This is a genomic window from Kribbella sp. NPDC004875 (assembly GCF_042873375.1).
Lineage (GTDB): Bacteria > Actinomycetota > Actinomycetes > Propionibacteriales > Kribbellaceae > Kribbella.
Genome location: NZ_JBIALI010000003.1, coordinates 864,169 through 889,935, shown reverse-complemented (window position 1 = coordinate 889,935; position 25,767 = coordinate 864,169). Strand labels below are relative to the sequence as shown.

Here is a 25,767-nt window from a genome sequence, read left to right as displayed (position 1 = left end):
TCTCGACCAGCTCTGCCGAACCTATCGATTTCCTGTCGAACCGGGCCGAATCAGGCGAACTTCCGGAGGACACTACCGATTCCCGCGAGACGCACCGCTTGGAGCTGCGCGACCCCCCAAGACGCGACAATATCGAACAAAGGGGAACGGAAAGCGCTCTCCATTGGAGGGCGTCGGCAACCATTCGAGGGAGTCTCACGTGGCTCGAACAGATGCAATTTCCGGTCTCCGGACCGGCCGGTCCACATCGACGGAAGACGCCGCCCGGCCGGGGTCCGGTCCACCGGGTTCGGCTACGGACAGTAGGTCCGGCAGCCGTTCGGGCGGGAAGCCGCTGTCCTGGTGGGCGCGTGCCCGCCGGGACAAGGTGTTGCTGCTGATGGCCCTGCCCGGGCTGGTGCTGCTGCTGGTGTTCCACTACCTGCCGCTGCTCGGGAACCTGATCGCGTTCCAGGAGTACCTGCCGTTCGTGCCGCTCGGCCGCAGCGCGTGGGTCGGGCTGGACAACTTCTCGGTCATCTTCAACGGGGACCCCGAGTTCCTCAACGCGCTGAAGAACACGCTGCTGATCACCATCGTCCAGGTGATCTTCGTGTTCCCGGCGCCGATCGCGCTCGCGCTGCTGCTGAACAGCTTGCTGTCGGAGCGGATCAAGCGCGTCGTGCAGTCGGTGCTGTACCTGCCGCACTTCCTCTCCTGGGTGATCGTGATCGCGATCTTCCAGCAGATCCTCGGCGGCAGCGGACTGATCAACAACTTCCTGCGCTCGCACGGGATGAACACGATCGACTTCCTCGGGAACCCGGACGGGTTCATCGCGCTGCTCACGAGTCAGGTGATCTGGAAGGACACCGGGTGGGGGACGATCCTGTTCCTGGCCGCGCTGACGCAGATCGATCCGGGGCTGTACGAAGCTGCTCGCGTCGATGGTGCGTCGCGGTGGCGCCAGCTGTGGCACGTCACGGTGCCGGGTATCCGCAGCCTGATCATCCTGCTGCTGATCCTGCGGCTCGGCGACTCGCTGACCGTCGGGTTCGAGCAGATCATCCTGCAGCAGAACCTGGTCGGCAGACCTGCCAGTGAGGTTCTCGACACCTACGTCTACAACAACGGTGTCCTAGCAGGTCAATGGGGAGTCTCAGCAGCAGTCGGGTTGGTCAAGGGGCTTGTTGCCGTCGTCCTGGTGATCGGCGCCAACAAGGTCGCACACATCTTCGGTGAGTCTGGGGTGTACCAGAAATGAGTGCTGTACTTTTGGCCGGGCCTTCGGCGCCGGCAGGGTCATCGGGCTGTGACTCCCGACCTTCCCTCGTCGCTCCAGTCGCTTCGCTCCCTACGCTCCTCAGTCCAGGTCGGGAGGCCCGATGACCACGTCGACGAATGTCTTGCGCGGAACTGAACCGAAGGGCATCGACGACGCTCCCGCGATGTCGTCGCGGGTGCTCAAGGCCGTCGTACTGCTGGTGTGTTGTGCGGTGGTGATCATCCCGTTCATCGGGGTGATCTCGACCAGCATCGCGAGCCAGGAGCACGTCACGAACTCCGGTGGGTTCGTGCTCTGGCCGGACGCGTTCAACCTGGACGCGTACAAGTCCATCTTCAACGGTGGCGTGGTGCAGCGGGCCCTGGTGGTCAGTGTCGTGATCGCGGCCGGCGGCACGCTGATCAGCCTCGCCGGGTCCACGATGCTGGCGTACGCGCTCAGCCGGTCCGGCTCGTTCGGGCAGCGGCCGATCCTGCTGATCGTGCTGTTCAGCCTGTTGTTCAGCCCGGGCCTGATCCCGAACTACCTGGTGGTGAAGGAGTTCGGGCTGCTCGACTCGCTGCTGGCGCTGATCCTGCCGACGGCGATCAGCGGCTTCAACGTGATCGTGCTGCGCTCCTTCTTCATGAGCATCCCGGACTCGGTGCTGGACTCCGCCCGGATCGACGGGGCCGGCGACTTCCGGATCTTCTGGTCGGTCGTGCTGCCGCTGTCCAAGGCCGTGCTCGCGGTCGTCGGCCTGTTCTACGCGGTCGGCTACTGGAACGCGTTCTTCAACGCGATGCTCTACATCAACGACACGGCGAAGTGGCCGTTGCAGCTGGTACTGCGGACCTACGTCATCAACAACACCGAGCTGAGCAGTGGTGACCTCGGTGGCGCCGGGGCGGACCAGCTGCCGCCGCAGGAGTCGATCCAGATGGCGATCCTGGTCGTGTCGCTGGTACCGATCCTGATCGTCTACCCGTTCCTGCAGCGGCACTTCGCGAAGGGCATGATGACCGGGGCGGTGAAGGGATGACGTTCAGCAGAAGGACGTTCCTCGGCGGATCGCTGGCGGCTGCCGCCGTCAGTGTGACCGGATGCTCGACGGTGACCCGGTCGACCGACATCGCGGCGCTGAACAAGCCGGTCGCGTTGCCGACGTACAAGAGGTTCGAGGGACCGAAGCCGGACCTGCCGCGGAGCCATCCGTTGATGCCGGACTGCTTCTACAGGTTCCCGGCGGATCCGGCGAAGGTGACCGACGGGCCACCGGGCAACGGCGTCGCCGTCAGCGGATCGGCGCCGACGTCGAACCCGATCCCGCCGACCGCGGACCGCAACCCCTACTGGCAGGAGCTGAACAAGCGGCTCGGAGCGCCGCTGGACCTGAACATCACCTCGGCGGCCGACTACTCGAACAAGTTCGCCACCGCGGTCGCGGGTGACACGCTGGGCGACCTGTTCAACGTCGACGGTGGGTTCGCGTACCTGCCGCAGTTCCTCGAGGCCCGGGCGCAGGACCTAACGGAGTACCTGTCCGGCGACGCGATCCTCGAGTACCCGTTCCTGGCGAACGCGCCGGCGGACTCGTGGCGGGGCTGCGTGTTCTCCGGCGGTATCCGGGCGGTGCCGATCCAGCGTGGCGTGATGTCGTCGAACACGCTGCTCGCCCGCCAGGACCTGCTCGACCAGCTCGGCGTCGAACTCGAGACGGCGACGGTCGACGAGCTGATGAAGGTGGCCGCGGCGGTCACCGACGGGAAGAAGAACCGGTGGGCCTTCGCCGTCCCGCCGACCGCGGCGCTGAGCGCGATGCTCGGGCTGCCGAACGGCTGGGAGGTCCGCGACGGGCGGCTGGTGCACAGCCGGGAGGTGCCCGAGCACAAGCAGATGCTCTCGATCACCAAGCAGATGCAGGCTCAGGGACTGATCCATCCGGACGGCATCGCGAAGGCCAACCAGAAGGTCTGGTTCACCCAGGGCTCCGCGGTGCTGACGCAGGACACCTACTCGTCGATCCAGAGCTTCTACCGGCGGGCGACGAACAAGGAGTTCAGCATCTCGATCCCGGTGCCGCGCAGTCAGGACGGCAAGGTCGGGCGGGTGCTGCTCGGGTCCCCGAACAACTCGATCGCGGCGATCCGGCCGAGCTCGCCGGAGCGGATCAAGACGCTGCTCGGGGTGCTGAACTGGTTCGCGGCGCCGTTCGGGACCGAGGAGTACCTGTTCCGCAAGTTCGGTCTGCCCGGCCGGCACTACACGCTGAACGGGACCGATCCGCAGCTGACCAAGGACGGCGGGAGCGAGGTGTGCCTGGGTGAGTTCCCGATCCAGTACCTCGCCGACGGTCCGTACCCGCTCTACTTCCCCGGTCACCCCGAGGCAGTGGACATGGCCCACAAACACCTGCAGGAGGTGCTCCCGACCGCGATCCTGCCGCCGACGTACGGTCTCTACTCGTCGACGCAGTCCACCAAGGGCAAGATCCTCGACACCCGGATGGATGCCCTGACCAAGGACATCCAGCTCGGTCGCAAGGACATCAACTCCTGGGACGAGGCGGTGGCCGACTGGCGCAAGTCCGGTGGCGACGCCATCCGGGGCGAGCTGGAGCAGGCCCTGTCGGTCCAAGGGCGGAAATGACGTGACCGTGTGCACCGCCTCTCGGGGCGGTGCACACGGCCAGTACTACTTGCAGCGGAGGGTGTCGAGGTTCGCCGCGGCACCCATCGCCGCGTTGCCGGCGTCGTTGGGGTGCAGACCGTCTCCACCGTCGTACGCCGCGGCGAGGCGCGACGGGTCGGCGGGATCGCGGGTCGCCGCGTCGAAATCGACCACGCCGTCGAAGTCAGGACTGCTGCGGATGAAGGTGTTGACCGCCTGGCGGATCGCCTCCTTCTCGGGCGTGTAGACGAACGAGCTGCCCATCGGTGTCAGCGTCCCGCCGACGATGCACCGCCCGGACGCGTGCACCCGCTCGATCAGCTGGCGGTACCCCGCGAGCAGCTGCTCAGTGGTGGCGCCGGCGTAGATGTCGTTGATGCCTTCCAGCACCAGCACCGTCCGTACGCCGGGCTTCGTCAGCACGTCCTTGTCCAGCCGGGCCAGCGCGCTCGCGCCGGCGCTCCCGGCCTTCGCGACGCCGCCGAGCACGCGGTTGCCCGAGATGCCCTCGTTGGAGATCGCCAGGCGGCGCGGCTCGGGCAGTTGCGCGTACCGGTCGGCGAGGACGTCCGGCCAGCGGCGGTTGGTGTCGATCGTGGTCCCGACCGAGGACGTGATCGAGTCGCCGAGGGTGGCGACCGTCTCCACCTGCTGTTGCGCGTCGACGATCGCGGCGTTGAGGAAGTACCAGGCTGAGGACTCGGTCTGGTACGCCGTACTCGCCTCGTCGGCGGCATGATCGCCGGAAGTGGACTTGTAGCTGTGCTGCATGGAGCGGTTGTGGGCGGTGATGATGCCGGTGGTGCCGACCACGTGCAGGCTCACGGTCAGGTTCGTCGTCGCCGGGACGGTCCCCGGGAGCGCGTCGCTGATCGCCATCGCGCCGGGCGGGATGGTCACCGTCGTACTCCCGCTGAAGGTGAGGCGGCGGCTCGACCCCGGGACGACGCTCGCACCGGTGTCCTGCTTGCCGACATAGATCGAGTCGGACACCAGCGGCTGGTCGCCGTTGGCGTTGGAGATCCGGATCCGCAGATCCTGGCCGCCGACGGAGGTCCGTACGACGTTCCGCACGGTCACGTCGCTCAGCGTCCCGCCGGCGATGTCGTCGGCCGCGCCCCACGTCGTCACCTGCCGCATGCCACCTCCCGACGGGGCCTCGTCCGGGGTCGCAGCGCCCACCAGGCCCGCCGCACCCATCGCCGTCACCAGCACACTCGCGCCCAATCGGCGCCACGCGAAGGAAGTCATGCCCATCAAATCACCGCTGAAAGGATATGCATGCAATCGTTTGCAGAGAGTCGAGCGACGAACGGTGGGTTTGCCGAGCCGAACGGTCGCGCTGCCGGACGGCACCCGGCAGAGTTGGTGGATTGCCTGTTCGGGGACAATGGACAGCGATGACGCTGACTGAGGAACTTCCCGGGACCACTGAGCCCGACGACCTGTTCGACGCCTTCCAACGGTGGGTGGGGGAGCAGGGGATCTCGCTGTACCCGGCTCAGGAAGAGGCGTTGATCGAGGTGATGACGGGGTCGAACGTGATCCTGTCGACGCCGACCGGGTCGGGCAAGAGCCTGGTGGCGACCGGCGCGCACTTCGCCGCGCTGGCGAACGGGCAGCGGACGTTCTACACCGCGCCGATCAAGGCCCTGGTCTCGGAGAAGTTCTTCGCGCTGTGTGACGTGTTCGGGGCCGACAAGGTCGGCATGCTGACCGGCGACGCCTCCGTCAACGCCGGCGCCCCGATCATCTGCTGTACGGCGGAAGTCCTCGCCAACGTCGCCCTGCGCGAAGGGGACGCCGCCGACGTCGGTCAGGTGGTGATGGACGAGTTCCACTTCTACTCCGAGCCGGACCGCGGCTGGGCCTGGCAGGTGCCGCTGCTGGAGCTCCCGAAGGCGCAGTTCGTCCTGATGTCCGCGACCCTCGGCGACGTCGAGCGCTTCAAGATCGACCTGTCGAGAAGGACCGGCCGCCCGACCGCGATCGTCGCGTCCGGCGAACGCCCGGTCCCGCTGATCTACAAGTACGTCACGACCGCGCTGCACGAGACCCTCGAGGAACTCCTCACCACCCACCAGGCTCCGGTGTACGTCGTGCACTTCACCCAGGCCGCCGCGCTCGAACGCGCCCAGGCGCTGATGAGTATCAACGTCTCCTCGAAGGAGGAGAAGGAGAAGATCAAAGAGCTGATCGGACATTTCCGGTTCAGCAAGGGGTTCGGGCGGACGCTGCAGCGGTTGGTGCAGCACGGGATCGGTGTCCACCACGCCGGCATGCTCCCGAAGTACCGGCGGCTCGTCGAGCAGCTCGCGCAGGCCGGTCTGCTGAAGGTCATCTGCGGCACCGACACCCTCGGCGTCGGCATCAACGTCCCGATCCGCACCGTCGTCCTGACCGCGCTGAGCAAGTACGACGGACGCCGGCAGCGGATCCTGAAGGCTCGGGAGTTCCACCAGATCGCCGGTCGCGCGGGCCGCGCCGGGTACGACACCTCGGGCACCGTCGTCGTCCAGGCACCGGACCACGTGGTCGAGAACGTGAAGGCCCTGGCCAAGGCCGGTGACGACCCGAAGAAGCAACGCAAGGTGCAGCGGAAGAAGCCGCCCGAGGGGTTCGTCACCTGGGGCGAGGAGACCTTCGACCGGCTGGTCGCGGCCGAGCCCGAGGCGCTGCAGTCCCGGATGCGGGTCAGCCACGCGATGCTGCTGAACGTCATCGCGCGGGACGGCAACGCCTTCGAGAGCATGCGGCAGCTGCTCCGCGACAACCACGAGGACTCCCGCGCACAGGTCCGGCTGATCCGCCGCGCGATCCAGATCTACCGCACGCTCGTCACCGCCGGCGTCGTCGAGCGTCTGGACGAACCGGACGAGAACGGCCGGATCCTCCGCCTGACGGTCGACCTGCAGAAGGACTTCAGCCTGAACCAGCCGCTGTCGACGTTCGCGCTGGCCGCGCTCGACCTGCTCGACCCGGACGACCCGGCGTACGCGCTCGACGTGGTCTCGATCATCGAGGCGACGCTGGAGGACCCGCGGGCGGTGCTCTGGGCGCAGGAGCACCACGCCAAGGGCGAGGCCGTGAACGCGATGAAGGCCGAGGGCATCGAGTACGAGGAGCGGATGGAGCTGCTCGAGGACGTCAGCTGGCCGAAGCCGCTCGAGGAGTTGCTCGAGGCAACGTTCGAGATGTACCGGCAGACGCATCCGTGGATCGCGGACACCGGGCTGTCGCCGAAGTCCGTGGTCCGGGACATGTTCGAGCGGGCGATGACGTTCGGCGAGTTCATCGGGTACTACGGGCTCGCGCGGTCCGAAGGCATCGTCCTGCGGTACCTCAGCGACGCGTACAAGGCGCTGCGGCAGACGGTCCCGCCGGACAAGGCGAACGAGGATCTCGAGGACCTGATCGAGTGGCTCGGCGAGGTCGTGCGGCAGACGGACTCCAGCCTGCTCGACGAGTGGGAGGAGCTCACCAACCCGGCCACCGAGGAGACCGTCGAGGTGGTGCCGGCGGGCCCGCGCCGGATCACGGTGAACACCAGGGCGTTCCGCGTCCTGGTCCGGAACGCGATGTTCCGCCGCGTCGAGTTGCTCGCACTACACCGCTGGGCCGAGCTCGGTCAGCTCGACGGCGAATCCGGCTGGGACGCCGCCCGCTGGGCCGAGGCCGGTACGGCGTACTACGCCGAGCACGACGTCGTCGGCACCGGCCCGGCCGCCCGCGGCCCCGCCCTGTTCCTGGTCGAGGAACACCCGGGCTTCTGGGAGGTCCAGCAGATCATCGACGACCCCGAAGGCAACCACGACTGGCGCATCACCGCCACCGTGGACCTGGCCGCCTCCGACGAAGCCGCCGAGCTGGTCCTGGAGCTGGTGTCGTTCAAGCCGTTGTAGGCCACTCCACGTCGACCTCGGTCTCGGCGGTGTAGTCCACGCCCGGTACGTCGAAGCCGTAGAGCCGGCGTACCTCGGCGAGGAACCAAGCCGCGTCCGCGACCTCGGCGATGTTGTCCTGTGTCGCCGACTCCCACTGGGCGCGTACGGCGGACTGGACGTCGTCCGTCAGTTCCCAGCGGTCCAGGCGGATCCGGCCCTCGTCATCGAGGTCGAGAGGGGTCTCGCCGGTGAGTTGGTCCCACAGCGCGATCGACTGCTCGACGGGGGTCTGCAGGGCGGTCACCTTGTGCAGCAGGCTGACGTAGAGCCCGATGCCGGGGATCGCGGACGACGCCTGGGTGACCGCGGCGCCGTTGACCGAGGTCATCGCGGTCACGCCGTCCTTGGCGAGGTTCAGCGCGGTCTGCTCGAGGTCAGCCTTGGCGGCACCGATCGAGCCCTGGCGGTACAGCGGACCGGTCAGCTCCGAGCCGATGTAGGTCAGCGCCACCGTGCTGAAGCCGGGCTCGAGCAGGTCGCGGTCCTGCAGCGCGGTGATCCACCGGGCCCAGTCCTCGCCGCCCATCACCTTCACGGTCTGCGCGATCTCGTCGTCGGTCGCGACGTCGATCCCGACCTCCTGCAGCACCGGCACACCGTCGTCGAACGCCAGGCTCTTCGTGGTGTGCGGGGCACCGATCGCCTTCAACGCCGACTGGTACGTCTCGCCGTTGCGCGGGTCGACCCGGCGTGGCGCGGCGACGCTGTAGATCAGGTGGTCGATCTTGCCGAGCTTCCCGGCGATCAGGTCGAGTACGTCGTCCTTCGTGGTGTCCGCGTACGCGTCGGCGTTCACGAACGTCCACGACCGCCCGAGTTCGGTGGCGAGCGCGGCGGTCTCCGCGGTGCGGTACCACCCGGCGGTCGCCGTACGGCGGGCCGTCGCGGCCTTCTCGAACGAGACACCGATGCCGTCGACGCCGTACCGGGCGAGGCCGGCGATCGTCGCGGCGAGCCCGTAGCCCGAGCTGGACCCGACCACGAGTGCGGTCCGGCGCTCCGGCGTACGCGGCTCGACTTCCGCCGCCATCCTCCGGACCACCGCGGCACACCCCGCCGGATGCGAGTCGAGAAACAGAAAGCCCCGTCCAACCGGCCGCACCACGCGCTCACTCATGCGTCAGACCCTAACCTGCCGCCCCACTGGCGGGTTATGTGATCGCTACCGCGCTTCAGCGCGCCAGCGGGCAAACAAACCGCCGGCGGGCCGTCAGTTCCAGTACATCTCGGGGTCGTCGGCCTCGACGACGACATCGGCACCGAGGCGCCGCAGGTTCCCGGCGAAGTCGGTGTAGCCGCGGTGCACATGGTGTGCCGCGGACACCCGGGTCTCACCTTCGGCGGCGAGCCCGGCCAGTACCAGCGCGGCGCCCGCGCGGATGTCGGAGGCGACCACGGGCGCACCGGACAGCCGCGGTACGCCGCGCACGACCGCGTGATGCCCGTCGGTCTGGATCTGCGCACCCAGCCGGGTCAGCTCCTGCGCGAACGTGAACCGGCCCTCGAACAGGTTCTCGGTGACCATCGCCGCGCCGTCACTCAGCGCGTTCAGCGCGATCACGAACGCCTGCAGGTCGGTGGCGAACCCGGGGTACGGCAACGTGACCACGTCCACCGGCTTCGGCCGGTCGTGCATCCGGACCCGGAAGCCCGGGTTCAGCACGGTGATCTCGGCGCCGGCCTTGTGCAGCTTGTCGAGCGGCAGTTCCAGGTGCTCGGCGTGCCCGTTCACCACGGTGATGTCACCCTTGGTGATCGCGGCCGCGAACGCCCAGCTGCCGGAGACGATCCGGTCGGGAACCACGACGTGGTCCACCGGGTTCAGCAGCCCGTCCACGCCGGTGATCTCGATCCGGGGCGAGCCGGCGCCGTCGATCTGGGCGCCCATCTCGACCAGCATCACCGCGATGTCCTGGATCTCCGGTTCACGGGCGGCGTTCTCGATGATCGTCGTACCCTTCGCGAGCACCGCGGCCATCATCAGCGTCTCGGTCGCGCCGACGCTCGGGAAGTCCAGCCAGACCTCGGCGCCGTGCAGGCCCTGTGGGGCCTCGGCGATCACGAAGCCGTGCTCGATGTGCACCTTCGCACCCATCGCCTCCAGACCGGCGACGTGCATGTTCAGCCCGCGGGAGCCGATGTTGTCGCCGCCCGGCAGCGCGACCTCTGCCTGCCCGCAGCGGGCCAGCAGCGGCCCGAGCACCGAGATCGACGCCCGCAGCTTGCGCACCAGGTCGTAGTCGCACTGGTGCTTGACCGTCCCCGGTACGGCGATCGTCGCGAGCTGGTGGTCCGCGTCCACCTTCACCGAGCACCCGAGGGTGTCGAGCAGTTGCGCCATGAACGTGACGTCCAGAATGCCCGGCACCTGCCGCAGCGTCGTCGTGCCTTCCGCCAGCAGCGCAGCCGCCATCAGCTTGAGCACACTGTTCTTCGCCCCGGCCACCTCGACAGTGCCGTCGAGCCGTGCCTCACCCGCGATCCGAAACCGTTCCACCGGTCGACTGTAGGCCATGCCGGGACTGAGCTTTGCGTAGAGTCCTGGCATGGCTGTGAACTTGACGCGGATCTACACCCGCACCGGTGACGCCGGCGAGACCCGCCTCGGCGACAACTCGACGACCTCGAAGACCGATCCGCGCCTGGCGGCGTACGGCGAGGTCGACGAGGCGAACTCCGCGATCGGGGTGGCCATCGCGGCCGGGCACCTGAACAGCGCGATCGTGGTGTTGCTGACCCGGATCCAGAACGACCTGTTCGACGTCGGCGCCGACCTGTGCAACCCGATCTCCCAGAACCCGGAGACTGAGCAACCCAAATACGTGCCGCTGCGGATCACGCAGGACTACATCGACCGGCTCGAGGGCTGGTGCGACGACTACAACGGGCGGTTGACCAAGCTCCGGTCGTTCATCCTGCCGGGCGGCACCGAGGGCGCGGCGTACCTGAACGTCGCCCGCGCGGTGGTCCGGCGCGCCGAGCGGGCCGGCTGGGCCGCTGTCGAGACGCACGGCCCGTCCGTCAACCTGCTCGCGATCACGTACCTGAACCGCCTGTCCGACCTGCTCTTCATCCTCGGCCGCGTCGCGAACCTGTCCTCCGGCGGAGACGTCCTCTGGGTCCCGGGCGGCGAGCGCGACTAGCCGATCTCCCAGCTACTAGCCGATTCCCCAGCTACTAGCCGATTCCCCAGCTACTAGCCGATTTCCCAGCTGAAGGGCATCCGCAGTACGCCGGCCGGCGGCAGCCCCAGTGCGCTGTAGAGACCGGTGGTCAGGCCGTCGAGTGTCAACGGTGCCACGGTGACCGCCAGATCATCGGTCGTCGTGGGCGCCCGCAGCTGACTGAGCAGGTTCCGGTGTGGGACGGAGGTCACACCGATCTCCTCGCGGTCCAGACCGGCTCGGGCGCAGGCGAGCGTCAATGCGTGCTGGAAGCCGCCGAGTTCGTCGACGAGTTTGTGGCTGTGCGCGTCGGCACCGGTCCAGACTCGTCCACGGGCCAGTGACTCCAGGCGGTCCTCGGCGAGTCCGCGGTCCTGCGCGGCCTTCGCGACGAAGTCCTTGTAGATGCGGTCGAGGGTCTCCTCCAGCCGTGCCCACTGCTCGTCGGTGAACTCCTCCTGCGCCGAGTACATCTGCGCGTTCGTTCCCTCGGACACCGTCTCCCGCGAGATCCCGATCCGGCCCAGAGCGTCGCGTACGACGCCCTTACCGGTCAGCACGCCGATGGAGCCGGTGATGGTGCCGGGCTGCGCGACGATCACGTCGGCCGGCATCGCCACGAAGTACCCGCCGGACGCTGCCACGCCGCCCATCGACGCGACCACCGGCCGGCCGGTCGAGCGGAGGCGCAGTACTTCGTTGCGGATCGCGTCCGAGGCGACGTACGAGCCGCCTGGGCTGTCGACTCGCAGTACGACGGCTTTGACGCGATCGTTGGCGGCGACGGCGCGGAGTGCCGCGCCGACAGTGTCCGAACCGGAGCCAGGGCCACCCATCGGGCTGTTGGAGTTGCGGCCGACCGAAATACCGCCGGTCACTCTCACGACCGCCACCAGCGGCTTCTGCGGCCACGGGAGGGTCTTGCGAAGTTCGTCGAGGGTTCGCGGGCCACGCCGGATGTAGCGCTCGGCGAGCAGCCTGTCGTCGTACTGCAGTTGCTTCTCGAGTTCGTCGTACACATCTGACCGGTAGCCGAGTCGATCGACCAGTCCGGCATCCAGACCGTCCTGCGCGGGCAGGGGGGCGGTGTCGACGAGCTCCCGGACCCGTGCGGTGTCCAGACGCCGCCGTACGGCGATGCCCTCGACGATCTGCTCGTACGCCGACTCCGCGAGCCGGGACGCCATCTCGCGCGCCGGCCCGGTCATCTCCTTCTCGGTGAACGTGTCGGCCGCGGTCTTGTACTCACGCCGCTTGCCGAACTGCGGGATCACACCGGCCTTGTCGAGCGCACCGCGGACGAAAACAGCCTGCACGGACACACCGGTGATGGCCAGGTCACCGGAGGGCTGCACCCAGATCTCGTCGAACGCCGTGGCCAGGTAGTAGGGCACGGTGCCCTGACCGGTCTCCCCGAACGACTCCGTCCAGGCGACGGCCGGTTTGCCCGACGTGCGGAAGTCGGTCACCGCCTCGCGCAGCTCCTGCACCTGTGCGAGTGACAACCGGTGTCCGCCGAGGTGGGCGACCACGCCGACCACCGCGTCGTCACGCGCTCCCTTCCGGAGCGCGCCCACCAGCTCGCGCAACGTCGGCAGGTGCCGCGCGCGGAACGCGGCCACCGGGGAGGCAGGCGGCGTCTCGAGTACGCCACGGGTCAGATCGAGCTCGAGCAGTGTCCCCATACCCCGACCCTAGACCGTGCCGGCAAGCCAACTCCCCAGTTATCGGACGGCTGCCGACGGTGGTGTCGGGTGCTCGTCGGTCCAGCCGGACTCGAGAACGACGGTGGAGCCAGGTTTCGGGCCATTGATGCTGGAGCTGAGCAGACGCCCGGTGGCGGGGTCGATGATGTACGTCGCTCCGCTCCAGAACAGGCTGGTCCGGGAACCGCCGGGTTTGGTCAGCGGTGCGGTGATGCTGACCTCCGTGCCGGTGCGGCCGAGCGGGTCCCTGGCGCCCGTGCGGATGTGCGTGCCAGGGAGGGCAGCGAGGACGCGGAGTGCCGCACCACGGAGCTTGGGAGGCGACGGCATCTCGAAGAGCAGCCGTCCGGCCGCAGCGAACACGGTGTAGTCCCGGTCCGCAGCGGTCTGCCCTGCGCCAACCGCGCTCGTCAGTACTTTGCGGAGCATCTGCGGGTCAGTGGGCAGCTCCGCGATCTGCTGGGCGCTCAGTGGTTTGTCACCGGTCAGGTAGTACCCCGGCGGCACGTCGCGGAACGACATCTTGTTGACCACCGGTTCCCCGTCCTCGGTGCTGATCGGGGTGCGCTCGTAGGAGAGCTGCCACGAGGTCGGCGACCCTTGCGCCCGCCACTTCGCCGCATCGGCCGCGGTGGCCGGCCGGTACCCGAGCTCCACCCAGCCGAACCAGGACTGCACACCGGGCTTCATCGGCATCCAGCTCTCCGTGATCGACCGCCGTTCGAGTGTGTACTTCGGACTGCCCACCCGCGTATGCGCAGTCAGCTGGAGACTCCGGACCCGGAAGTACTTCCCGGACACCTTCTCGTCCTTCTCCTGCCGCACCGCGGTCGCAAGCAACGCCTCCGCCGCCGAGGTCAGTCGCGGCGCAGTAGTAGTCGCCGGTCCACTCGGCCCTGCCGCGTCACTCCCGCCACGCCCCGCCACGAGAGCCCCGCCCAGTCCCACCACGGCCACCAGCGCCGTAGCTGCCGTGACAGCAGTGCCCAGCCACCCGGTGCGGACGAAACTCCGCTTCGGCGCCCGGGCCTCCTGGATGGCCAGCTCCACCCGCCGGCGAGCGGCGTCCGTCGCCGCAGGCGTCGGCGCGTCGGTCTCCGGGAACGCCTTCCGAAGGTGATCGAACTCGTTCACGACGGATCCTCCTCCGACTCCGCGGACGAGGGATTCTGGACCGCGGCCCGGATCATCCGGCGAGCGCGCGACAGCCGCGAGCAGACCGTCCCGTACGCGATCCCGAGCGCCGCCGCGACCTCGTCGTACGTGAGCTGGCCGAGCGCCACCAGGAGCAGCACCTCGCGGTCCTTCGCGTTCAGCTTCGCCAGCGCGGCCGCCAGTTCGCCGGACGCGCCCTGCGCGGTCACCTGCGCTGCGACCCGGTCCTCGTGTGCGTCCGCCGGCTCCGGCAGGGGCAGTTTCGCCGCCGCCCGCCACGCGCGCAGCTCGTCCCGCCGGTGCCGCCGGATCAGGTTCGTCGCGATCCCGTACAACCACGCCCGTACGACGCCGCTGTGCCGGTCGAACCGGTCCCGCTGCCGGAACGCGATCAGGAACGTCTCGGCCGCCAGATCGTCCGCGACATCACGGCCCAACCGGCGGGCGACGTACGAGTGCACCTGGCCGAAGTACCGGTCGAAGATCACCGCGAACCGCTCCGGCTCGCGCACCGACGCCTCCAGCAGCCGCCCGTCCTCGTCGGCTCCGGGTACGGCGGAACGGCGTACCCCACCGGGCAGCGGGACGGCGGCGAGGGCCAGATCAGGCGTCATGTCACCCTGTTCTTGTCCGATGTCCCCAGACCCCTTCTCGCGCTCCCGACGCCCCCCGTTGATGCCCGGTTGACCACTGACAGGACGCGCGAGAGCGCTTTCCGGTGGACGCGGCGACGCGACGAATTCAGGTCAGGAGTGGTCGAGCAGGCCGCGCGCCGCGGCCTCGTCCCGCGGCCAGACGTAGATCGTCCAGCCATCCTTGGTGCGCGCCGCGGTCGCCTTGATCCCGAAGGTCTTCAGCTTCGACACCAGCACCCGGGCCTCGTTGTAGTTCGGCACCGTGCGGATGTCGGTGAGCAGGCCGAACGCGTCCCGGTCGGCCGGTCGGGTGTCGACGCGGCGGACCAGCGAGCCGCCCTTCGCCTTCGAGAACGCCCAGCGGCACAGCAGCACCATCACACCGGCGAGGGCGATGGCCACCACCGGGAACAGGAAGTACTGCTCGGCGTACACAAGATCCATTGTCTCGCGAAACAAAAAGTTCGTAGGGTCTTGGCAACCTTCCGTGTCTCCAGGGAGTCTTTACCAGCACAGAACGCTGTCACGCGGCCGAAGTCTCGGGGGCCGCCGGAAGAGCGGAGGGCACGGACATGTTGGCACCGACCCACAGCAAGCCCGACAACGTGGTACACCTGACCGGCATCCTGGACGTGCGCACCGTGGGGGACGTCCGCCAAACGCTCAACCAGCTGATCGATACCTCCGACGGTGACGTGATCGTCGACCTCGAGGAGCTGGACGCGGTCGACGCGACCGGTCTCGGCCTGCTGGTCGCGACCCATCGGCGGACCCAGTTGCTCGGCCGTCAGCTGGTGCTCTGGCACCCGATGCCGGCGGTCGTCCGGATCCTCGCGGTCACCCGGCTGCATCGGGTCCTGCACGTCGAGCGCACCCCACTGCCGATCAGCGCGTAGGCCCGGCTCTCCAGCCCATCACAATCGCCGGTCCGCCGGCGGCTCCCGGCTGCGTCCCCGCAGCCGGGCCGATCGTGATGGGCTGGAGGGCCGGGCTGCGTGTGATCCACACCCCTGGTGACACCGGTCACGAGGTGCGGACTCACAAGGGCACAGAGTCCTACTCTCGGGTACATGGCGACCCCCGAGAAGGACCGGCCGTGGGTGATGCGAACGTACGCGGGCCACTCGTCCGCGGCGGAGTCCAACACGTTGTTCCGCCGGAACCTGGCCAAGGGCCAGACCGGTCTGTCGGTCGCGTTCGACCTGCCCACCCAGACCGGGTACGACGCGGATCACCCGCTGGCGAAGGGGGAGGTCGGGAAGGTCGGCGTACCGGTCGCGCATCTCGGCGACGTCCGGGCGTTGTTCGACCAGATCCCGCTGGCGCAGATGAACACGTCGATGACGATCAACGCGACCGCGATGTGGTTGCTGGCGCTGTACCAGGTCGCGGCGCAGGAGCAGGGCGCGCTGCCCGACGAGCTCACGGGGACGACGCAGAACGACATCGTCAAGGAGTACTTGTCCCGCGGGACGTACGCGTTCCCGCCGGACGCGTCGCTGCGGCTCACGACGGACGTGATCGCCTACACGGTCGCGAACGTGCCGAAGTGGAATCCGATCAACATCTGCAGTTACCACCTGCAGGAGGCGGGTGCGACACCGGTGCAGGAGCTCGCGTTCGCGCTCTCGACCGCGATCGCGGTGCTCGATCGGGTCCGTGACGGTGGGCAGGTGCCGCCGGAGCGGTTCGGGGACGTCGTCCAGCGGATCTCGTTCTTCGTGAACGCCGGTGTGCGATTCATCGAGGAAACGTGCAAGATGCGCGCGTTCGTGCGGCTCTGGGACGAGCTGACGCTGCAGCGGTACGGCGTGACCGATCCGAAGGCGCGCCGGCTGCGGTACGGCGTACAGGTGAACTCGCTCGGGTTGACCGAGGCGCAGCCGGAGAACAACGTGCAGCGCATCGTGCTCGAGATGCTCGGCGTCACGCTGTCGAAGAACGCCCGGGCGCGGGCGGTGCAGCTGCCGGCCTGGAACGAGGCGCTCGGTCTGCCGCGACCGTGGGACCAGCAATGGTCGCTGCGCATGCAGCAGGTGCTGGCCTACGAGTCCGACCTGCTCGAGTACGACGACATCTTCGACGGATCGCACGTGATCGAGGCGAAGGTGTCCGAGTTGGTCGAGGGCGCTCGCGAGGAGATCGACCGGGTGCAGGCGATGGGTGGTGCGGTCGCCGCCGTCGAGAGCGGGTACCTCAAGCAGGCGCTGGTCGCGTCGCATGCCGAGCGCCGGCAGCGGATCGAGTCCGGCGAGCAGGTCGTCGTCGGGGTCAACCGCTTCGAGAACACCGAGCCGTCGCCCCTGACCGCCGACCTCGACACCGCGATCCAGACCGTGGACCCCGCGGCGGAGGCGGCGGCCCTGGAATCGTTGACGAAGTGGCGCGCCGGGCGCGACGCCGACGCGGTCGAGGCGGCGCTGTCCAAGCTGCGTGCCGCCGCCAAGACGACCGGCAACCTGATGCCGGTCACCCTCGAGTGCGCGCGGGCGGGCGTGACCACGGGGGAGTGGGCCGGCGTACTGCGGGAGATGTACGGCGAGTACCGCGCACCCACCGGCGTCTCGGGCTCGGTCGGGGTCTCGGCCGCCGGCGCGGAGATCGCCGCCGTCCGCGACAAGGTCACCGCCACCTCGGACGAACTGGGCGGCCGCTTGCGGCTGCTGGTCGGGAAACCCGGACTCGACGGTCACTCCAACGGTGCGGAACAGGTCGCGGTCCGCGCCCGCGACGTCGGCTTCGAGGTCATCTACCAGGGCATCCGGCTGACTCCGGAGCAGATCGTCGCGGCAGCAGTCGCCGAGGACGTGCACTGCGTCGGCCTCTCGATCCTGTCCGGTTCACACATGGAGCTCGTCCCGCAGGTGGTCGAAGGACTGCGCGAGGCCGGTCTCGAAGACGTGCCCGTGGTGGTCGGCGGCATCGTCCCGGACGCCGACGCCCGATCGCTGCTGGCAGCAGGTGTAGCCGCCGTCTACACCCCGAAGGACTACGACCTGACCGGCATGATGGCCGACGTGGTCGACGTGATCCGGCAGGCCAACAAGCTGTAGTCACCCATCACCGCGTGGTAGAAGGAGTACATGACAGCGAACTCGTCCCAGCCGACTCGCACGCTCTCCAACGGAACGGCCATCCCCGTGCTCGGGCTCGGGGTCTGGCAGGTCGACGACGGGCAGGAGTGTGAGCGCGCCGTCGCGTGGGCGCTGGAGACCGGGTACCGGCTGATCGACACGGCTCAGGCCTACGGCAACGAGGCCAGCGTCGGGAAGGCGATCCGCGAGAGCGGGGTGCCGCGGGAGGAGATCTTCCTGACCACGAAGTTCTACCCGGGCGGCAAGGACGCGCGGGTAGAGGCCGAGAAGAGCCTCCAGCGGCTCGGGACCGACTACCTCGACCTCTACCTGATCCACTGGCCGCAAGGCGGCCCGACCTGGGCCTGGCCGGGGATGGAGGCCGCGGTGGAAGCCGGGCTCACCAAGGGCATCGGCGTCTCCAACTTCAGCGCGGCCGAGATCGCGGAGCTGGGGAAGGTCGCCCGGATCCAGCCGGTGGTGAACCAGGTCCTGTTCAGCCCGTTCGACTACCGCCGGGCGCTGCTCGAGGCCAGCGAGGCGGCGAACATCGTCCTCCAGGCCTACAGCCCGCTCGGCACCGGCCGGCACCTCGGCGACCCGGCCGTCGCCCGCGTGGCCGAGTCGGTCGGACGCACCCCCGCGCAGGTCCTGATCCGGTGGGCGATCCAGAAGGGCCTGTCGGTGATCCCGAAGTCGACCCACCAGAACCGGATCAAGGAGAACTTCGACGTCTTCGGCTTCGAGCTCGACGACGCCGCGGTGGCCGCTCTCGATGCCCTGGACACGACGAACCAGACCGCGGAGGCGCTGTCCCGCAGTGGCAAATGGTGGTCCTGACAACAGCCGGTGACACGCGAAGGGGGCGGGGATGGTCCAGGAGGTACTGCGGCAACCGGCGAAAGCCGCGATCTTCCTGGTGGTCGACGTCCGTCCCGGATCCGAGGACACCGCCCGTGACCTGCTCGCCGACTTCGCCGGGCTGACCCGCTCGGTCGGGTTCCGCGCGCCGGACGACGACCTCACCGGCATCGTCGGGATCGGTGCGGCGATGTGGCGCCGGCTCTACCGGCTCCCGGTCCCGCGTGAGCTGCACCCTTTCCGGTCGGTCTCCGGTGCCAGACACACGGCCCCGGCGACGCACGGCGATCTGCTGTTCCACCTGCGGGCCCGCCGGCTCGATCTGTGCTTCGAGCTCGCCCGGCAGGTGATGTCCCGGCTCGCCGGCCACGTCACGGTCCTCGACGAGGTCCAGGGCTTCAAGTACTTCGACGAGCGCGACCTGCTCGGTTTCGTCGACGGCACCGAGAACCCGACCGGCCCGGAGGCGGTCGCCGCCATCACGGTCGGCGCCGAGGATCCGGCGTACGCCGGGGGTAGTTATGTGATCGTCCAGAAGTACCTGCACGACCTCGACGCCTGGCAGGCACTGCCGGTCGCCGAGCAGGAACGCGTGATCGGCCGCTCGAAGATCAGCGACATCGAACTGCCGGACGCGGAGAAACCGGCGAACTCGCACGTCGCGGTGAACACGATCGTCGACCCGGACGGCACCGAACGGCAGATCGTCCGCGAGAACATGGTCTTCGGCTCGCCCAGCGCCGCCGAGTTCGGCACCTACTTCATCGGGTACGCCGCGACGCCCGGCGTGATCGAAAGGATGCTGCAGCGGATGTTCGTCGGCGAACCGCCCGGGAACCACGACCGGATCCTCGACTTCTCGACCGCGGTCACCGGCAGCCTGTTCTTCGTCCCGACCGCGGCGTTCCTCGAGAAGCCGGCACCCACAACCTCCGTAACCACACCCGCGACCACACCTGCGACGCCCGGGCCGGACGGCACGGACGGATCGCTCGGCATCGGCAGCCTGAGAAGGAGCCTGAGAAGGAGTCCGACATGACCAACAACCTGCACCGCGAGCTGGCCCCGGTCTCGGATGCCGCGTGGGGCGAGATCGAGGAGGAGGCCCGGCGTACCTTCACCCGGGACATCGCCGGACGGCGGGTGGTCGACCTGGTCGGCCCGGCCGGACCGGGGCTGTCCTCGGTCGGCACCGGGCACGTCGAGCCGGTCGAGGCGCCGGGCGACGGCGTGACCGCGCTCCGGCGGTTGTCGCAGCCGATCATCGAGCTGCGGGTGCCGTTCACGGTGACCCGGCAGGCCGTCGACGACGTCGAGCGGGGCGCCAAGGACTCGGACTGGCAGCCGGTCAAGGACGCCGCGAAGCAGATCGCGCGCGCGGAGGACCACCTGGTCTTCCACGGCTCCGGCCCGGCAGGGATCCTCGGCCTCGCGCCGAGCACCTCGAATCCTGTGCTCGGGCTGCCGTCCGAGGCCCGGGAGTTCCCGGACACCGTCGCGCAGGCGTTGCGCGCGCTGCGACTGGCAGGCGTTTCCGGACCGTACAGCCTGTTGCTCTCGGCCGACGCGTACACGGCGGTCGCCGAGACCACGGACCACGGCTACCCGATCCGGGACCACCTCGCCCGGCTGATCGGTGACGGCGAGATCATCTGGGCGCCGGCGCTCGAGGGGGCGCTGCTCGTGTCCACGCGGGGCGGGGACTACGAGCTGCACCTCGGTCAGGACCTCTCGATCGGGTACCTGTCCCACGACGCCGAGAACGTCGAGCTGTACCTCCAGGAGTCGCTCACGTTCCTCGCGCTCACCTCGGAGTCGAGCGTCGTCCTGCACGCCTGAGCTCAGTTCGGTCCGTAGTTCCAGAAGTAGCCCTGGCGGCAGGTCTTGAGGTCGGGATGCGGGTTGTCGCTCTGCCAGACGACCAGCTTGCCGTCGGGGTTGAGGTAGCACGACTCGCTGAGCGCGCGGGCCTCGCCGTTGGTCTTCGGGCTCGTGTACACGAGCTTGCCCGCGGCGTCGTACCCGCGGACGACGTACACCCGGCGTACCGCATCGGTCTGCGGACCACGGGTCCGGATGTACGGCGTGGCGGTGTAGAAGTAGCCGTTGCGCAGTACGGCCTCGACCGGCTGCTGGTCGCCGACGGTCACGGTGATGCGCTTGATGTGGGCAGCGTAAGCGCCGGCGCCGATCATCCGGGTCTCGACCGCGCGGTACAGGTCCTGATTCGCGCCCTGCCGTAGCATTTGCCGTACGGCGTCGTGGGCGTCGAAGCCACAGGTCGTCCACAGGCCGAGCGCCTTGATCACCACCCAGGTCGGCGAGTAGGCGTCCGCGGGGCCGTTGGTGATCCGGAACCCGTCGAGCACCTGGTAGCGCTGCGATGCCTGCCTCGGGAGTGGCAGCCCGGCGCGATCGAAGCAGAGCCTGGCCAGCCGGTTCTTGTCCGCCTCGCTGAGGGGTGTGACGGCCGTCTGCTGGGCTGTGGTGTCGGCGCTCGCCGCCGGCGGCTCGGTCTGGTGCCGCAGAGCGGGTACGCCGATCGCGAGGCCGGCCGCGACGGCCAGCACAGCCGCTGCGGCGAGCAGTGGGACGAGCCGGTGTCGCGGTGTGGAGGCGGACTCGTGGGCGACGATCGCGGTGAGCTCGGCGCGCTGCCGGGCGCGGGCCTCGGCCCGGAGCTCAGGGGGAGAGGTGATCATGCGGGCGACTCCACACTGGTCAGAAGGTTCAGTTCGCGCAGATGCTTGCGGGCCCGGGACAGCCGGGACTTGACGGTGCCGAGCGGTACGTCGAGCGCGACGGCGGCCGCCTGCTGATCCAGGCCGGCCCAGATACACAGCTCGACGATCTGGCGTTCCTGCTTCGGCAGCTGCTTCAGCGACGCCCGGGCCTGCTGGATCCGGCGGTCGTCGTCGAGCCGTCCCGCGACTTCGTCGGCGTGATCGCGGACGGTGTCGACGAGGACGTGCGCGGCCGCGACCGCCCGGCGGTAGCGGAGCTTTGCCCGCCACTCGTTCCGGACGGTGTAGTCGGCGGTCCGCAACAGCCACGGGAGCGCCGAGTCCCGGTCGAGGACGACCTCCGCGCGCCGTCGCCAGGCGTGCAGGAACACCGTCGAGGTGAGGTCCTCGGCGTCGCTCCAGGATCCTGTGCGCCGGTACAGGAACGCATAGATCGCCTGGGCGTGCCGGTCGTGCAGCTGGCCGAATGCCTCGGAGTCGCCCTCGGTGGCACGGTCCCAGAGGTTCCGGTCGGGCACTGCTGCCGCTACGGTCGGGCCCTGGTCCACGGCCGCGGGGCCGCTCACGAACTGGTTCCCGGGTTGGTGTCGCGCATCCACGCTCCGATCTCGATCCGCCTTGCACTCCTCTCGTGTCCGGCCCCGGACCAAGGTTCCCATTTTCCGCGCACCACATCCCTGCGCCGACAGTTCGGGGACCTCGACGTCAACGTCTGCGCGGCCGTGCAGATCACCCGGTTCTGGGGGATCTCCTGATCAGCGGTCGCCGCCGTAGCGGAGCAGCGGTGGTGTCCAGATCCCCAGTGCCACGACGAGAGTGACCAGGAGCAGCGCGCTGACGAACGTGGTGATGTCGACGCCGTAGTGCTGCGCGAACGCGCCCAGGACCAGGGACGCCACCGGCATGATGCCGATGGCAAGCTCCTGGACGCCGAGCGCGCGCCCGTGCAGGGACTCGTGCGTCGTCATCAGCAGCAGCGTGGTCTGGAGTACGCCGAACGCCGCGCTCATCACGCCGATCGCGGTCATCACGACGAACGACACCAGCACCGTGTGCGACAGTGCGAACAGTGACCACAGTGCGCCCCAGATCGCCGTACCGACGACGAACATGCCGCCCTTGAAGCGGAAGTCGCCGAGCCACGCGATCACCAGGGAACCGGCCAGGCCGCCGACTCCGGCACAGGTCAGCAACCAGCCGAGGCCGGCCGCGTCGAGTCCGAGGGACTCCTGCGCGAACACCGGCATGAACGACTGGGCGACCGGCCAGAGCAGGGTGTTGGCGGCCAGCGTCACCAGCAGGACTGTGGACGCCAGCCGGTTCGCCGCGATCTCGCGGAGTCCGCTGGTGACCATCCGGACCGCTGACCCGGTGTGCGCGCCGACGACGCGGCCGTATTCGCGCAGCGGCAGCAGCATGACGAGCGAAATGGCATACCAGAACGTCGACACCCACAACGCGGCCGGTGCGCCGAGCCCGTTGATCATCAGCCCGCCGATCGCCGGCCCGACCACCTGCGTCATGTTCAGCGCCATCGAGTTCAGGGCGTTGGCGTTGCTGAGGTTCCGCCGCCCGACCAGGTCGAGCACCAGCGACGCGCGGGCGGGTTGCGACGGCGACTGTGCCAGCCCGATCGCCAGCCCGCCGACGACCAGCACCCAGTACGACGCCTTGCCGAGCGACGTCAGCGTGGCGACGGTGGTCACGGCCACCAGTGCCCACGAGGCCGCGATGATCAGCAGCCGCACCCGGTTGTGGCGGTCCGCGACGGCGCCCGCGAACGGCCCGAGCAGCAGCGGCGCCAGCCGGACCGCGGTGTACACGGCGACCAGGAACTCCGAGTGCGTGGTCTCGTAGGCGAGCCACCCGAGGACGAGGGTCTGCGTCCACACTCCGCCGAAGAAGAACAGGTTCGAGAACCAGAACAGCCGGAAAGCCCGGTTGACCCGCAGTGCGCCCAGCGTCCGGCCGACGAAGATGGCAGCCGGCGTACTCACGCCTGGAGTTCGCCGTCGCGCACGACGACCTGCCCGCCGGCGATCACCAGTTCGCGGCGCGGCGCGCGCACCAGCACGTCCGGCACGTTCTCGGCGTCGAGCAGCACGATGTCCGCGCGGGCCCCCGGCGTCAGGCCGTGGTTCTCCCGGTGCACGAACGGCGCGGCGTGGGTGGTCGCGAGCTCGATCGCGTACGTGAGGTCCTCGTCGGCGCGCAGCCCGTGCAGCCGGGCGAACTGACGCGCGACCTGCAGGAGGTCGCCGTCGCCGTACGGCGACCAGAGGTCCCGGATGCCGTCGGTGCCAAGACCGATCGCGACACCGGCCGTCCGCATCTCACGCCACGGCAGGGGAGCGGAGTTGACCGGAGCGACCGTCGTCCACGAGATCCCGGCCGCGCCGAGCTGGTCTACCATTTCGGCCCGCCGGGCCGGCGGCAGCTCACCGAGGGCGAAACCGTGCGACACGTTCACCTTGCCGTGCAGGCCGGCCTGCACCGTGCGCTCGGCGATCAGCTCGTACTGGAACGCGCCGAGGTCGCCGCGGTCGTGCAGGTGGATGTCGATCCCGACCCCGCGCCGGGCCGCGATCTCGAACAGCGCGTCCAGCTGACCGACCGGGTCGCGGTCGATCGAGGCCGGGTCGAGACCGCCGATGCTGGTCGCACCTTCGGCCGCGGCCTGGTCCAGCAGTTCGAGGACGCCGGGCCGCCGCAGTACGCCGTCCTGCGGGAACGCCACGATCTCGATGTCGACCGCGCCGTCGAGAGCGGCGGCGGCCTCGTGCACGTTGGCGATCCCGCGCAGACCGACGCCGAGGTCGACGTCGACGTGCGTCCGGGTGGCCGTGGTGCCGTGCCGGAGGAACTCGCGGAGCACCGCCTGTGTACCGGCGACGCTGGGGATGCCGTACTTGTCCCGCTCGGCGCGCTCGTGGGCGATCCGGCCCTGCGTCGTCGCCTCACCGCCGTACGAGACCCAGGGCTGGCCCCACCAGCTCTTGTCCACGTGCGCGTGCGCGTTGACGAAGCCGGGGAGGGCGAGCAGACCGCGACCGTCGATCCGCTGCTGGTCCGCCGCGACCCCGGAACCGCCCGCCGGGCCGGTCGGGGTGATGTCGGAGATGGCGCCGTCGACGACCCTGATGTCGACCGCGGCACCTCCCCACGGGCGCACGTCAGCAAGGAGGAAGGAGGTCATGAGCATAATGGTATACCAAATTTCAGGCGCCCCGACCGGCGCGAACAGCGCTGGTATACCGGTCACGAAGCCGGCCGACTGGAGGGTGGAAGCGCCTCAGTCCATCCCGCGGCTGCCCCGGAACAGGGCCTGTGACTGGGCCAGGTGTTCGCCCGCGAGCCGCCCCGCCTGCTCGATGTCCCGGTTGGCGATCGCGGTGAACAGTTCGAGGTGCTGGCCGGCCACGGCGAGCAGGTCGTCGTGCTGGGTCAGCAGCCAGCGCATCCGGCTGCGCAGCGGCCGCTCGATCTCGATCAGCAGTTCGTTGGAGGCGAGCTCGGTGACGACCTCGTGGAAGTCGGCGGCCTTCCGCCGGGCGACCACCGCGTCGTTCGCCCGAGCAGCGGCGAGCTGTTCGTCCAGGATCGCTCGCAAGCGGTCCAGCCCTTCCCGGGTACGCCGATCCGCCGCCAGCCGGAACGTCAGCGGCTCGAAGGCGGACCGTACCTCGGTGAGGTCCGCGATGTCGGAGTCGGTGAACTTCCGCACCACCGCCCACGAACGCGGTCGCAACGTCACCAGCCCTTCGCTCACCAGGGCCTTCAGCGCCTCGCGGATCGGCACCCGGCTGACGTCGAGCGCGGCCGCGAGCTCCCGCTCGACCAGCCGCTCGCCGGGCGGCCGGACACCGTCCAGGATCTCGCCCCGCAGCCGGCGCGTGACCCGCTCGGTCTCGGATTCTCGACTCTCGTGCATCGACCTCTCCAGCGTTTGGTATACCAATTCAAGCATGCCGTCCGCTGGAGTCCAGCCGTTCGTCCACAGGCGCTGATCGGCCGGGGATCCGCTCAGCCCGCCGCCTTCGCCTGGATCAGGTCGTCGACGGCCTTCGGGATCGTGGTCTCGAAGTCGAGGAGCTTCGCCCAGGTCAGTGTGACAGTGATGACGACCATCTCGTCGTACAGGCCCCGGACGCCGGCCAGCCAACCGGCGTACTGCTCCTCGTCGGCCATCACCTTGCGGCCGGCCGTCAGGTAGCCCTCGGGGATGCCGTCGAAGAGAGCGACCTCGGCGGTGCCGCGCAGCAGCAGGACCTTCGGCGGGAAGGCGCCGGTGTCGATGGTCAGCGCGACCTTCGGGTTCTTGCGGAGCGCGGCCACCTTGGCGGCCTTCGGGACGGTGGCCATCACGAGCTTCTCGCACTCCATCCAGAACCCGATCGGGATCACCCGCGGGTCGCCGTCGAGGCCGTCGTAGGCGAACCGGGCCGGCTCGGGACCGTTCAGGAGCTGCTGGGCGTAGGGCTTGGCGAGGATCTCGGCGATCTGCTGCTGGTTCATCTCGGTTCCCGTCTGTCGAAGTGGTGCCCGGAAGTCGTGCCCGGAGGTGTTCTCAG

At 69.1% G+C, this 25,767-nt stretch carries 23 protein-coding genes; 10 read left to right on the top strand and 13 right to left on the bottom strand.

Going from position 1 to position 25,767, the window contains the following annotated elements; translation table 11 throughout:
* Nucleotides 1-379 precede the first annotated feature (379 nt).
* From ACFYRH_RS21425 to ACFYRH_RS21415, 3 genes are all read left to right on the top strand, one after another.
* Nucleotides 380-1,243 carry an ABC transporter permease gene (locus ACFYRH_RS21425; protein ID WP_387777735.1) on the top strand — a complete coding sequence of 288 codons (864 nt, stop codon included), beginning with the start codon at nt 380-382 and terminating at the stop codon, nt 1,241-1,243.
* Between the two features lie 121 nt (nt 1,244-1,364).
* Nucleotides 1,365-2,285, top strand: a complete 921-nt coding sequence (locus ACFYRH_RS21420; RefSeq protein WP_387777732.1) for a carbohydrate ABC transporter permease — start codon at nt 1,365-1,367, stop codon at nt 2,283-2,285.
* The gene (locus ACFYRH_RS21415) at nt 2,282-3,892 is read left to right on the top strand and encodes an ABC transporter substrate-binding protein (RefSeq protein WP_387777729.1); all 1,611 of its coding nucleotides are present in this window, start codon (nt 2,282-2,284) and stop codon (nt 3,890-3,892) included. The genes ACFYRH_RS21420 and ACFYRH_RS21415 overlap by 4 nt, the downstream gene beginning before the upstream one ends.
* A gap of 45 nt (nt 3,893-3,937) precedes the next feature.
* Here ACFYRH_RS21415 and ACFYRH_RS21410 read toward each other — a convergent pair whose 3' ends face one another.
* Nucleotides 3,938-5,170, bottom strand: coding sequence for an SGNH/GDSL hydrolase family protein (locus ACFYRH_RS21410; protein WP_387777726.1), 1,233 nt, complete (start codon nt 5,168-5,170; stop codon nt 3,938-3,940).
* 143 nt (nt 5,171-5,313) lie between these two features.
* On the opposite strand from ACFYRH_RS21410, the gene ACFYRH_RS21405 reads away from it, so the two are divergent.
* Nucleotides 5,314-7,815, top strand: a complete 2,502-nt coding sequence (locus ACFYRH_RS21405) for a DEAD/DEAH box helicase (RefSeq protein WP_387777723.1) — start codon at nt 5,314-5,316, stop codon at nt 7,813-7,815.
* Here the strand turns inward: ACFYRH_RS21405 and fabV are convergent.
* Nucleotides 7,802-8,974 (bottom strand): enoyl-[acyl-carrier-protein] reductase FabV, encoded by a 1,173-nt coding sequence (gene fabV, locus ACFYRH_RS21400; protein ID WP_387777720.1) that lies wholly within the window; start codon nt 8,972-8,974, stop codon nt 7,802-7,804. The two genes, ACFYRH_RS21405 and fabV, sit on opposite strands and share 14 nt — an antisense overlap.
* Nucleotides 8,975-9,067: 93 nt before the next feature.
* Nucleotides 9,068-10,354: a UDP-N-acetylglucosamine 1-carboxyvinyltransferase gene (gene murA / locus ACFYRH_RS21395; protein ID WP_387777717.1), complete on the bottom strand. Its 1,287-nt coding sequence runs from the start codon at nt 10,352-10,354 to the stop codon at nt 9,068-9,070.
* Between the two features lie 49 nt (nt 10,355-10,403).
* Here murA and ACFYRH_RS21390 point away from each other — a divergent pair, with 49 nt between their 5' ends.
* Nucleotides 10,404-11,000 carry a cob(I)yrinic acid a,c-diamide adenosyltransferase gene (locus ACFYRH_RS21390; RefSeq protein ID WP_387777714.1) on the top strand — a complete coding sequence of 199 codons (597 nt, stop codon included), beginning with the start codon at nt 10,404-10,406 and terminating at the stop codon, nt 10,998-11,000.
* A 53-nt stretch (nt 11,001-11,053) separates the two neighbouring features.
* Here the strand turns inward: ACFYRH_RS21390 and sppA are convergent, their stop codons facing one another.
* The 4 genes from sppA to ACFYRH_RS21370 all read right to left on the bottom strand — a co-directional run bounded on the left by sppA (nt 11,054) and on the right by ACFYRH_RS21370 (nt 14,961).
* Nucleotides 11,054-12,706 (bottom strand): signal peptide peptidase SppA, encoded by a 1,653-nt coding sequence (gene sppA / locus ACFYRH_RS21385; protein WP_387777711.1) that lies wholly within the window; start codon nt 12,704-12,706, stop codon nt 11,054-11,056.
* A gap of 39 nt (nt 12,707-12,745) precedes the next feature.
* Nucleotides 12,746-13,861, bottom strand: coding sequence for a CU044_5270 family protein (locus tag ACFYRH_RS21380; RefSeq protein ID WP_387777708.1), 1,116 nt, complete (start codon nt 13,859-13,861; stop codon nt 12,746-12,748).
* Nucleotides 13,858-14,496: an RNA polymerase sigma factor gene (locus ACFYRH_RS21375; protein WP_387777705.1), complete on the bottom strand. Its 639-nt coding sequence runs from the start codon at nt 14,494-14,496 to the stop codon at nt 13,858-13,860. Before ACFYRH_RS21375 ends, ACFYRH_RS21380 begins: the two co-directional genes overlap by 4 nt.
* Before the next feature lie 132 nt (nt 14,497-14,628).
* The gene (locus ACFYRH_RS21370; protein ID WP_387777702.1) at nt 14,629-14,961 is read right to left on the bottom strand and encodes a hypothetical protein; all 333 of its coding nucleotides are present in this window, start codon (nt 14,959-14,961) and stop codon (nt 14,629-14,631) included.
* A 128-nt stretch (nt 14,962-15,089) separates the two neighbouring features.
* On the opposite strand from ACFYRH_RS21370, the gene ACFYRH_RS21365 reads away from it, so the two are divergent.
* The 5 genes from ACFYRH_RS21365 (at nt 15,090) to ACFYRH_RS21345 (ending at nt 20,291) form a co-directional block, all read left to right on the top strand.
* Nucleotides 15,090-15,413, top strand: coding sequence for an STAS domain-containing protein (locus ACFYRH_RS21365; RefSeq protein ID WP_387777699.1), 324 nt, complete (start codon nt 15,090-15,092; stop codon nt 15,411-15,413).
* Between the two features lie 174 nt (nt 15,414-15,587).
* Complete coding sequence (locus ACFYRH_RS21360; protein WP_387777696.1) at nt 15,588-17,570, top strand: protein meaA; 1,983 nt, start codon at nt 15,588-15,590, stop codon at nt 17,568-17,570.
* Nucleotides 17,571-17,600: 30 nt separating this feature from the next.
* Nucleotides 17,601-18,431 carry an aldo/keto reductase gene (locus ACFYRH_RS21355; protein WP_387777693.1) on the top strand — a complete coding sequence of 277 codons (831 nt, stop codon included), beginning with the start codon at nt 17,601-17,603 and terminating at the stop codon, nt 18,429-18,431.
* A gap of 31 nt (nt 18,432-18,462) precedes the next feature.
* Nucleotides 18,463-19,491 carry a Dyp-type peroxidase gene (locus ACFYRH_RS21350; RefSeq protein WP_387777690.1) on the top strand — a complete coding sequence of 343 codons (1,029 nt, stop codon included), beginning with the start codon at nt 18,463-18,465 and terminating at the stop codon, nt 19,489-19,491.
* Entirely contained in the window at nt 19,488-20,291 is an 804-nt protein-coding gene (locus tag ACFYRH_RS21345) for a family 1 encapsulin nanocompartment shell protein (RefSeq protein ID WP_387777687.1), read from the top strand. The genes ACFYRH_RS21350 and ACFYRH_RS21345 overlap by 4 nt, the downstream gene beginning before the upstream one ends.
* A 2-nt stretch (nt 20,292-20,293) precedes the next feature.
* Here the strand turns inward: ACFYRH_RS21345 and ACFYRH_RS21340 are convergent, their stop codons facing one another.
* The 6 genes from ACFYRH_RS21340 to ACFYRH_RS21315 all read right to left on the bottom strand — a co-directional run bounded on the left by ACFYRH_RS21340 (nt 20,294) and on the right by ACFYRH_RS21315 (nt 25,711).
* Nucleotides 20,294-21,154, bottom strand: coding sequence for a hypothetical protein (locus tag ACFYRH_RS21340; protein WP_387777684.1), 861 nt, complete (start codon nt 21,152-21,154; stop codon nt 20,294-20,296).
* A complete protein-coding gene (locus ACFYRH_RS21335; RefSeq protein WP_387777681.1) occupies nt 21,151-21,762 on the bottom strand; it encodes an RNA polymerase sigma factor in 612 nt (203 codons plus the stop codon). Before ACFYRH_RS21335 ends, ACFYRH_RS21340 begins: the two co-directional genes overlap by 4 nt.
* A 189-nt stretch (nt 21,763-21,951) precedes the next feature.
* Nucleotides 21,952-23,193: an MFS transporter gene (locus tag ACFYRH_RS21330; protein WP_387777678.1), complete on the bottom strand. Its 1,242-nt coding sequence runs from the start codon at nt 23,191-23,193 to the stop codon at nt 21,952-21,954.
* Nucleotides 23,190-24,392 carry an amidohydrolase gene (locus tag ACFYRH_RS21325; protein ID WP_387777675.1) on the bottom strand — a complete coding sequence of 401 codons (1,203 nt, stop codon included), beginning with the start codon at nt 24,390-24,392 and terminating at the stop codon, nt 23,190-23,192. The genes ACFYRH_RS21330 and ACFYRH_RS21325 overlap by 4 nt, the downstream gene beginning before the upstream one ends.
* Nucleotides 24,393-24,488: 96 nt before the next feature.
* On the bottom strand, nt 24,489-25,127 hold the full coding sequence (locus ACFYRH_RS21320) for a GntR family transcriptional regulator (RefSeq protein ID WP_387777672.1): 639 nt from the start codon (nt 25,125-25,127) through the stop codon (nt 24,489-24,491).
* A gap of 92 nt (nt 25,128-25,219) precedes the next feature.
* Nucleotides 25,220-25,711, bottom strand: a complete 492-nt coding sequence (locus ACFYRH_RS21315) for a pyridoxamine 5'-phosphate oxidase family protein (protein ID WP_387777669.1) — start codon at nt 25,709-25,711, stop codon at nt 25,220-25,222.
* Between the last annotated feature and the right edge of the window lie 56 nt (nt 25,712-25,767).

Coding starts and splice junctions, on each gene's coding strand:
- ACFYRH_RS21415 (WP_387777729.1), top strand. CDS start 2,282: ATGACGTTCAGCAGAAGGACGTTCCTCGGCGGATCGCTGGCGGCTGCC.
- ACFYRH_RS21345 (WP_387777687.1), top strand. CDS start 19,488: ATGACCAACAACCTGCACCGCGAGCTGGCCCCGGTCTCGGATGCCGCG.
- ACFYRH_RS21370 (WP_387777702.1), bottom strand. CDS start 14,961: ATGGATCTTGTGTACGCCGAGCAGTACTTCCTGTTCCCGGTGGTGGCC.
- ACFYRH_RS21375 (WP_387777705.1), bottom strand. CDS start 14,496: ATGACGCCTGATCTGGCCCTCGCCGCCGTCCCGCTGCCCGGTGGGGTA.
- ACFYRH_RS21390 (WP_387777714.1), top strand. CDS start 10,404: ATGGCTGTGAACTTGACGCGGATCTACACCCGCACCGGTGACGCCGGC.
- ACFYRH_RS21425 (WP_387777735.1), top strand. CDS start 380: ATGGCCCTGCCCGGGCTGGTGCTGCTGCTGGTGTTCCACTACCTGCCG.
- ACFYRH_RS21315 (WP_387777669.1), bottom strand. CDS start 25,711: ATGAACCAGCAGCAGATCGCCGAGATCCTCGCCAAGCCCTACGCCCAG.
- ACFYRH_RS21365 (WP_387777699.1), top strand. CDS start 15,090: ATGTTGGCACCGACCCACAGCAAGCCCGACAACGTGGTACACCTGACC.
- ACFYRH_RS21350 (WP_387777690.1), top strand. CDS start 18,463: ATGGTCCAGGAGGTACTGCGGCAACCGGCGAAAGCCGCGATCTTCCTG.
- ACFYRH_RS21325 (WP_387777675.1), bottom strand. CDS start 24,392: ATGACCTCCTTCCTCCTTGCTGACGTGCGCCCGTGGGGAGGTGCCGCG.
- fabV (WP_387777720.1), bottom strand. CDS start 8,974: ATGAGTGAGCGCGTGGTGCGGCCGGTTGGACGGGGCTTTCTGTTTCTC.
- ACFYRH_RS21410 (WP_387777726.1), bottom strand. CDS start 5,170: ATGGGCATGACTTCCTTCGCGTGGCGCCGATTGGGCGCGAGTGTGCTG.
- ACFYRH_RS21360 (WP_387777696.1), top strand. CDS start 15,588: ATGGCGACCCCCGAGAAGGACCGGCCGTGGGTGATGCGAACGTACGCG.
- ACFYRH_RS21320 (WP_387777672.1), bottom strand. CDS start 25,127: ATGCACGAGAGTCGAGAATCCGAGACCGAGCGGGTCACGCGCCGGCTG.
- ACFYRH_RS21405 (WP_387777723.1), top strand. CDS start 5,314: ATGACGCTGACTGAGGAACTTCCCGGGACCACTGAGCCCGACGACCTG.
- ACFYRH_RS21355 (WP_387777693.1), top strand. CDS start 17,601: ATGACAGCGAACTCGTCCCAGCCGACTCGCACGCTCTCCAACGGAACG.
- ACFYRH_RS21420 (WP_387777732.1), top strand. CDS start 1,365: ATGACCACGTCGACGAATGTCTTGCGCGGAACTGAACCGAAGGGCATC.
- sppA (WP_387777711.1), bottom strand. CDS start 12,706: ATGGGGACACTGCTCGAGCTCGATCTGACCCGTGGCGTACTCGAGACG.
- ACFYRH_RS21340 (WP_387777684.1), bottom strand. CDS start 21,154: ATGATCACCTCTCCCCCTGAGCTCCGGGCCGAGGCCCGCGCCCGGCAG.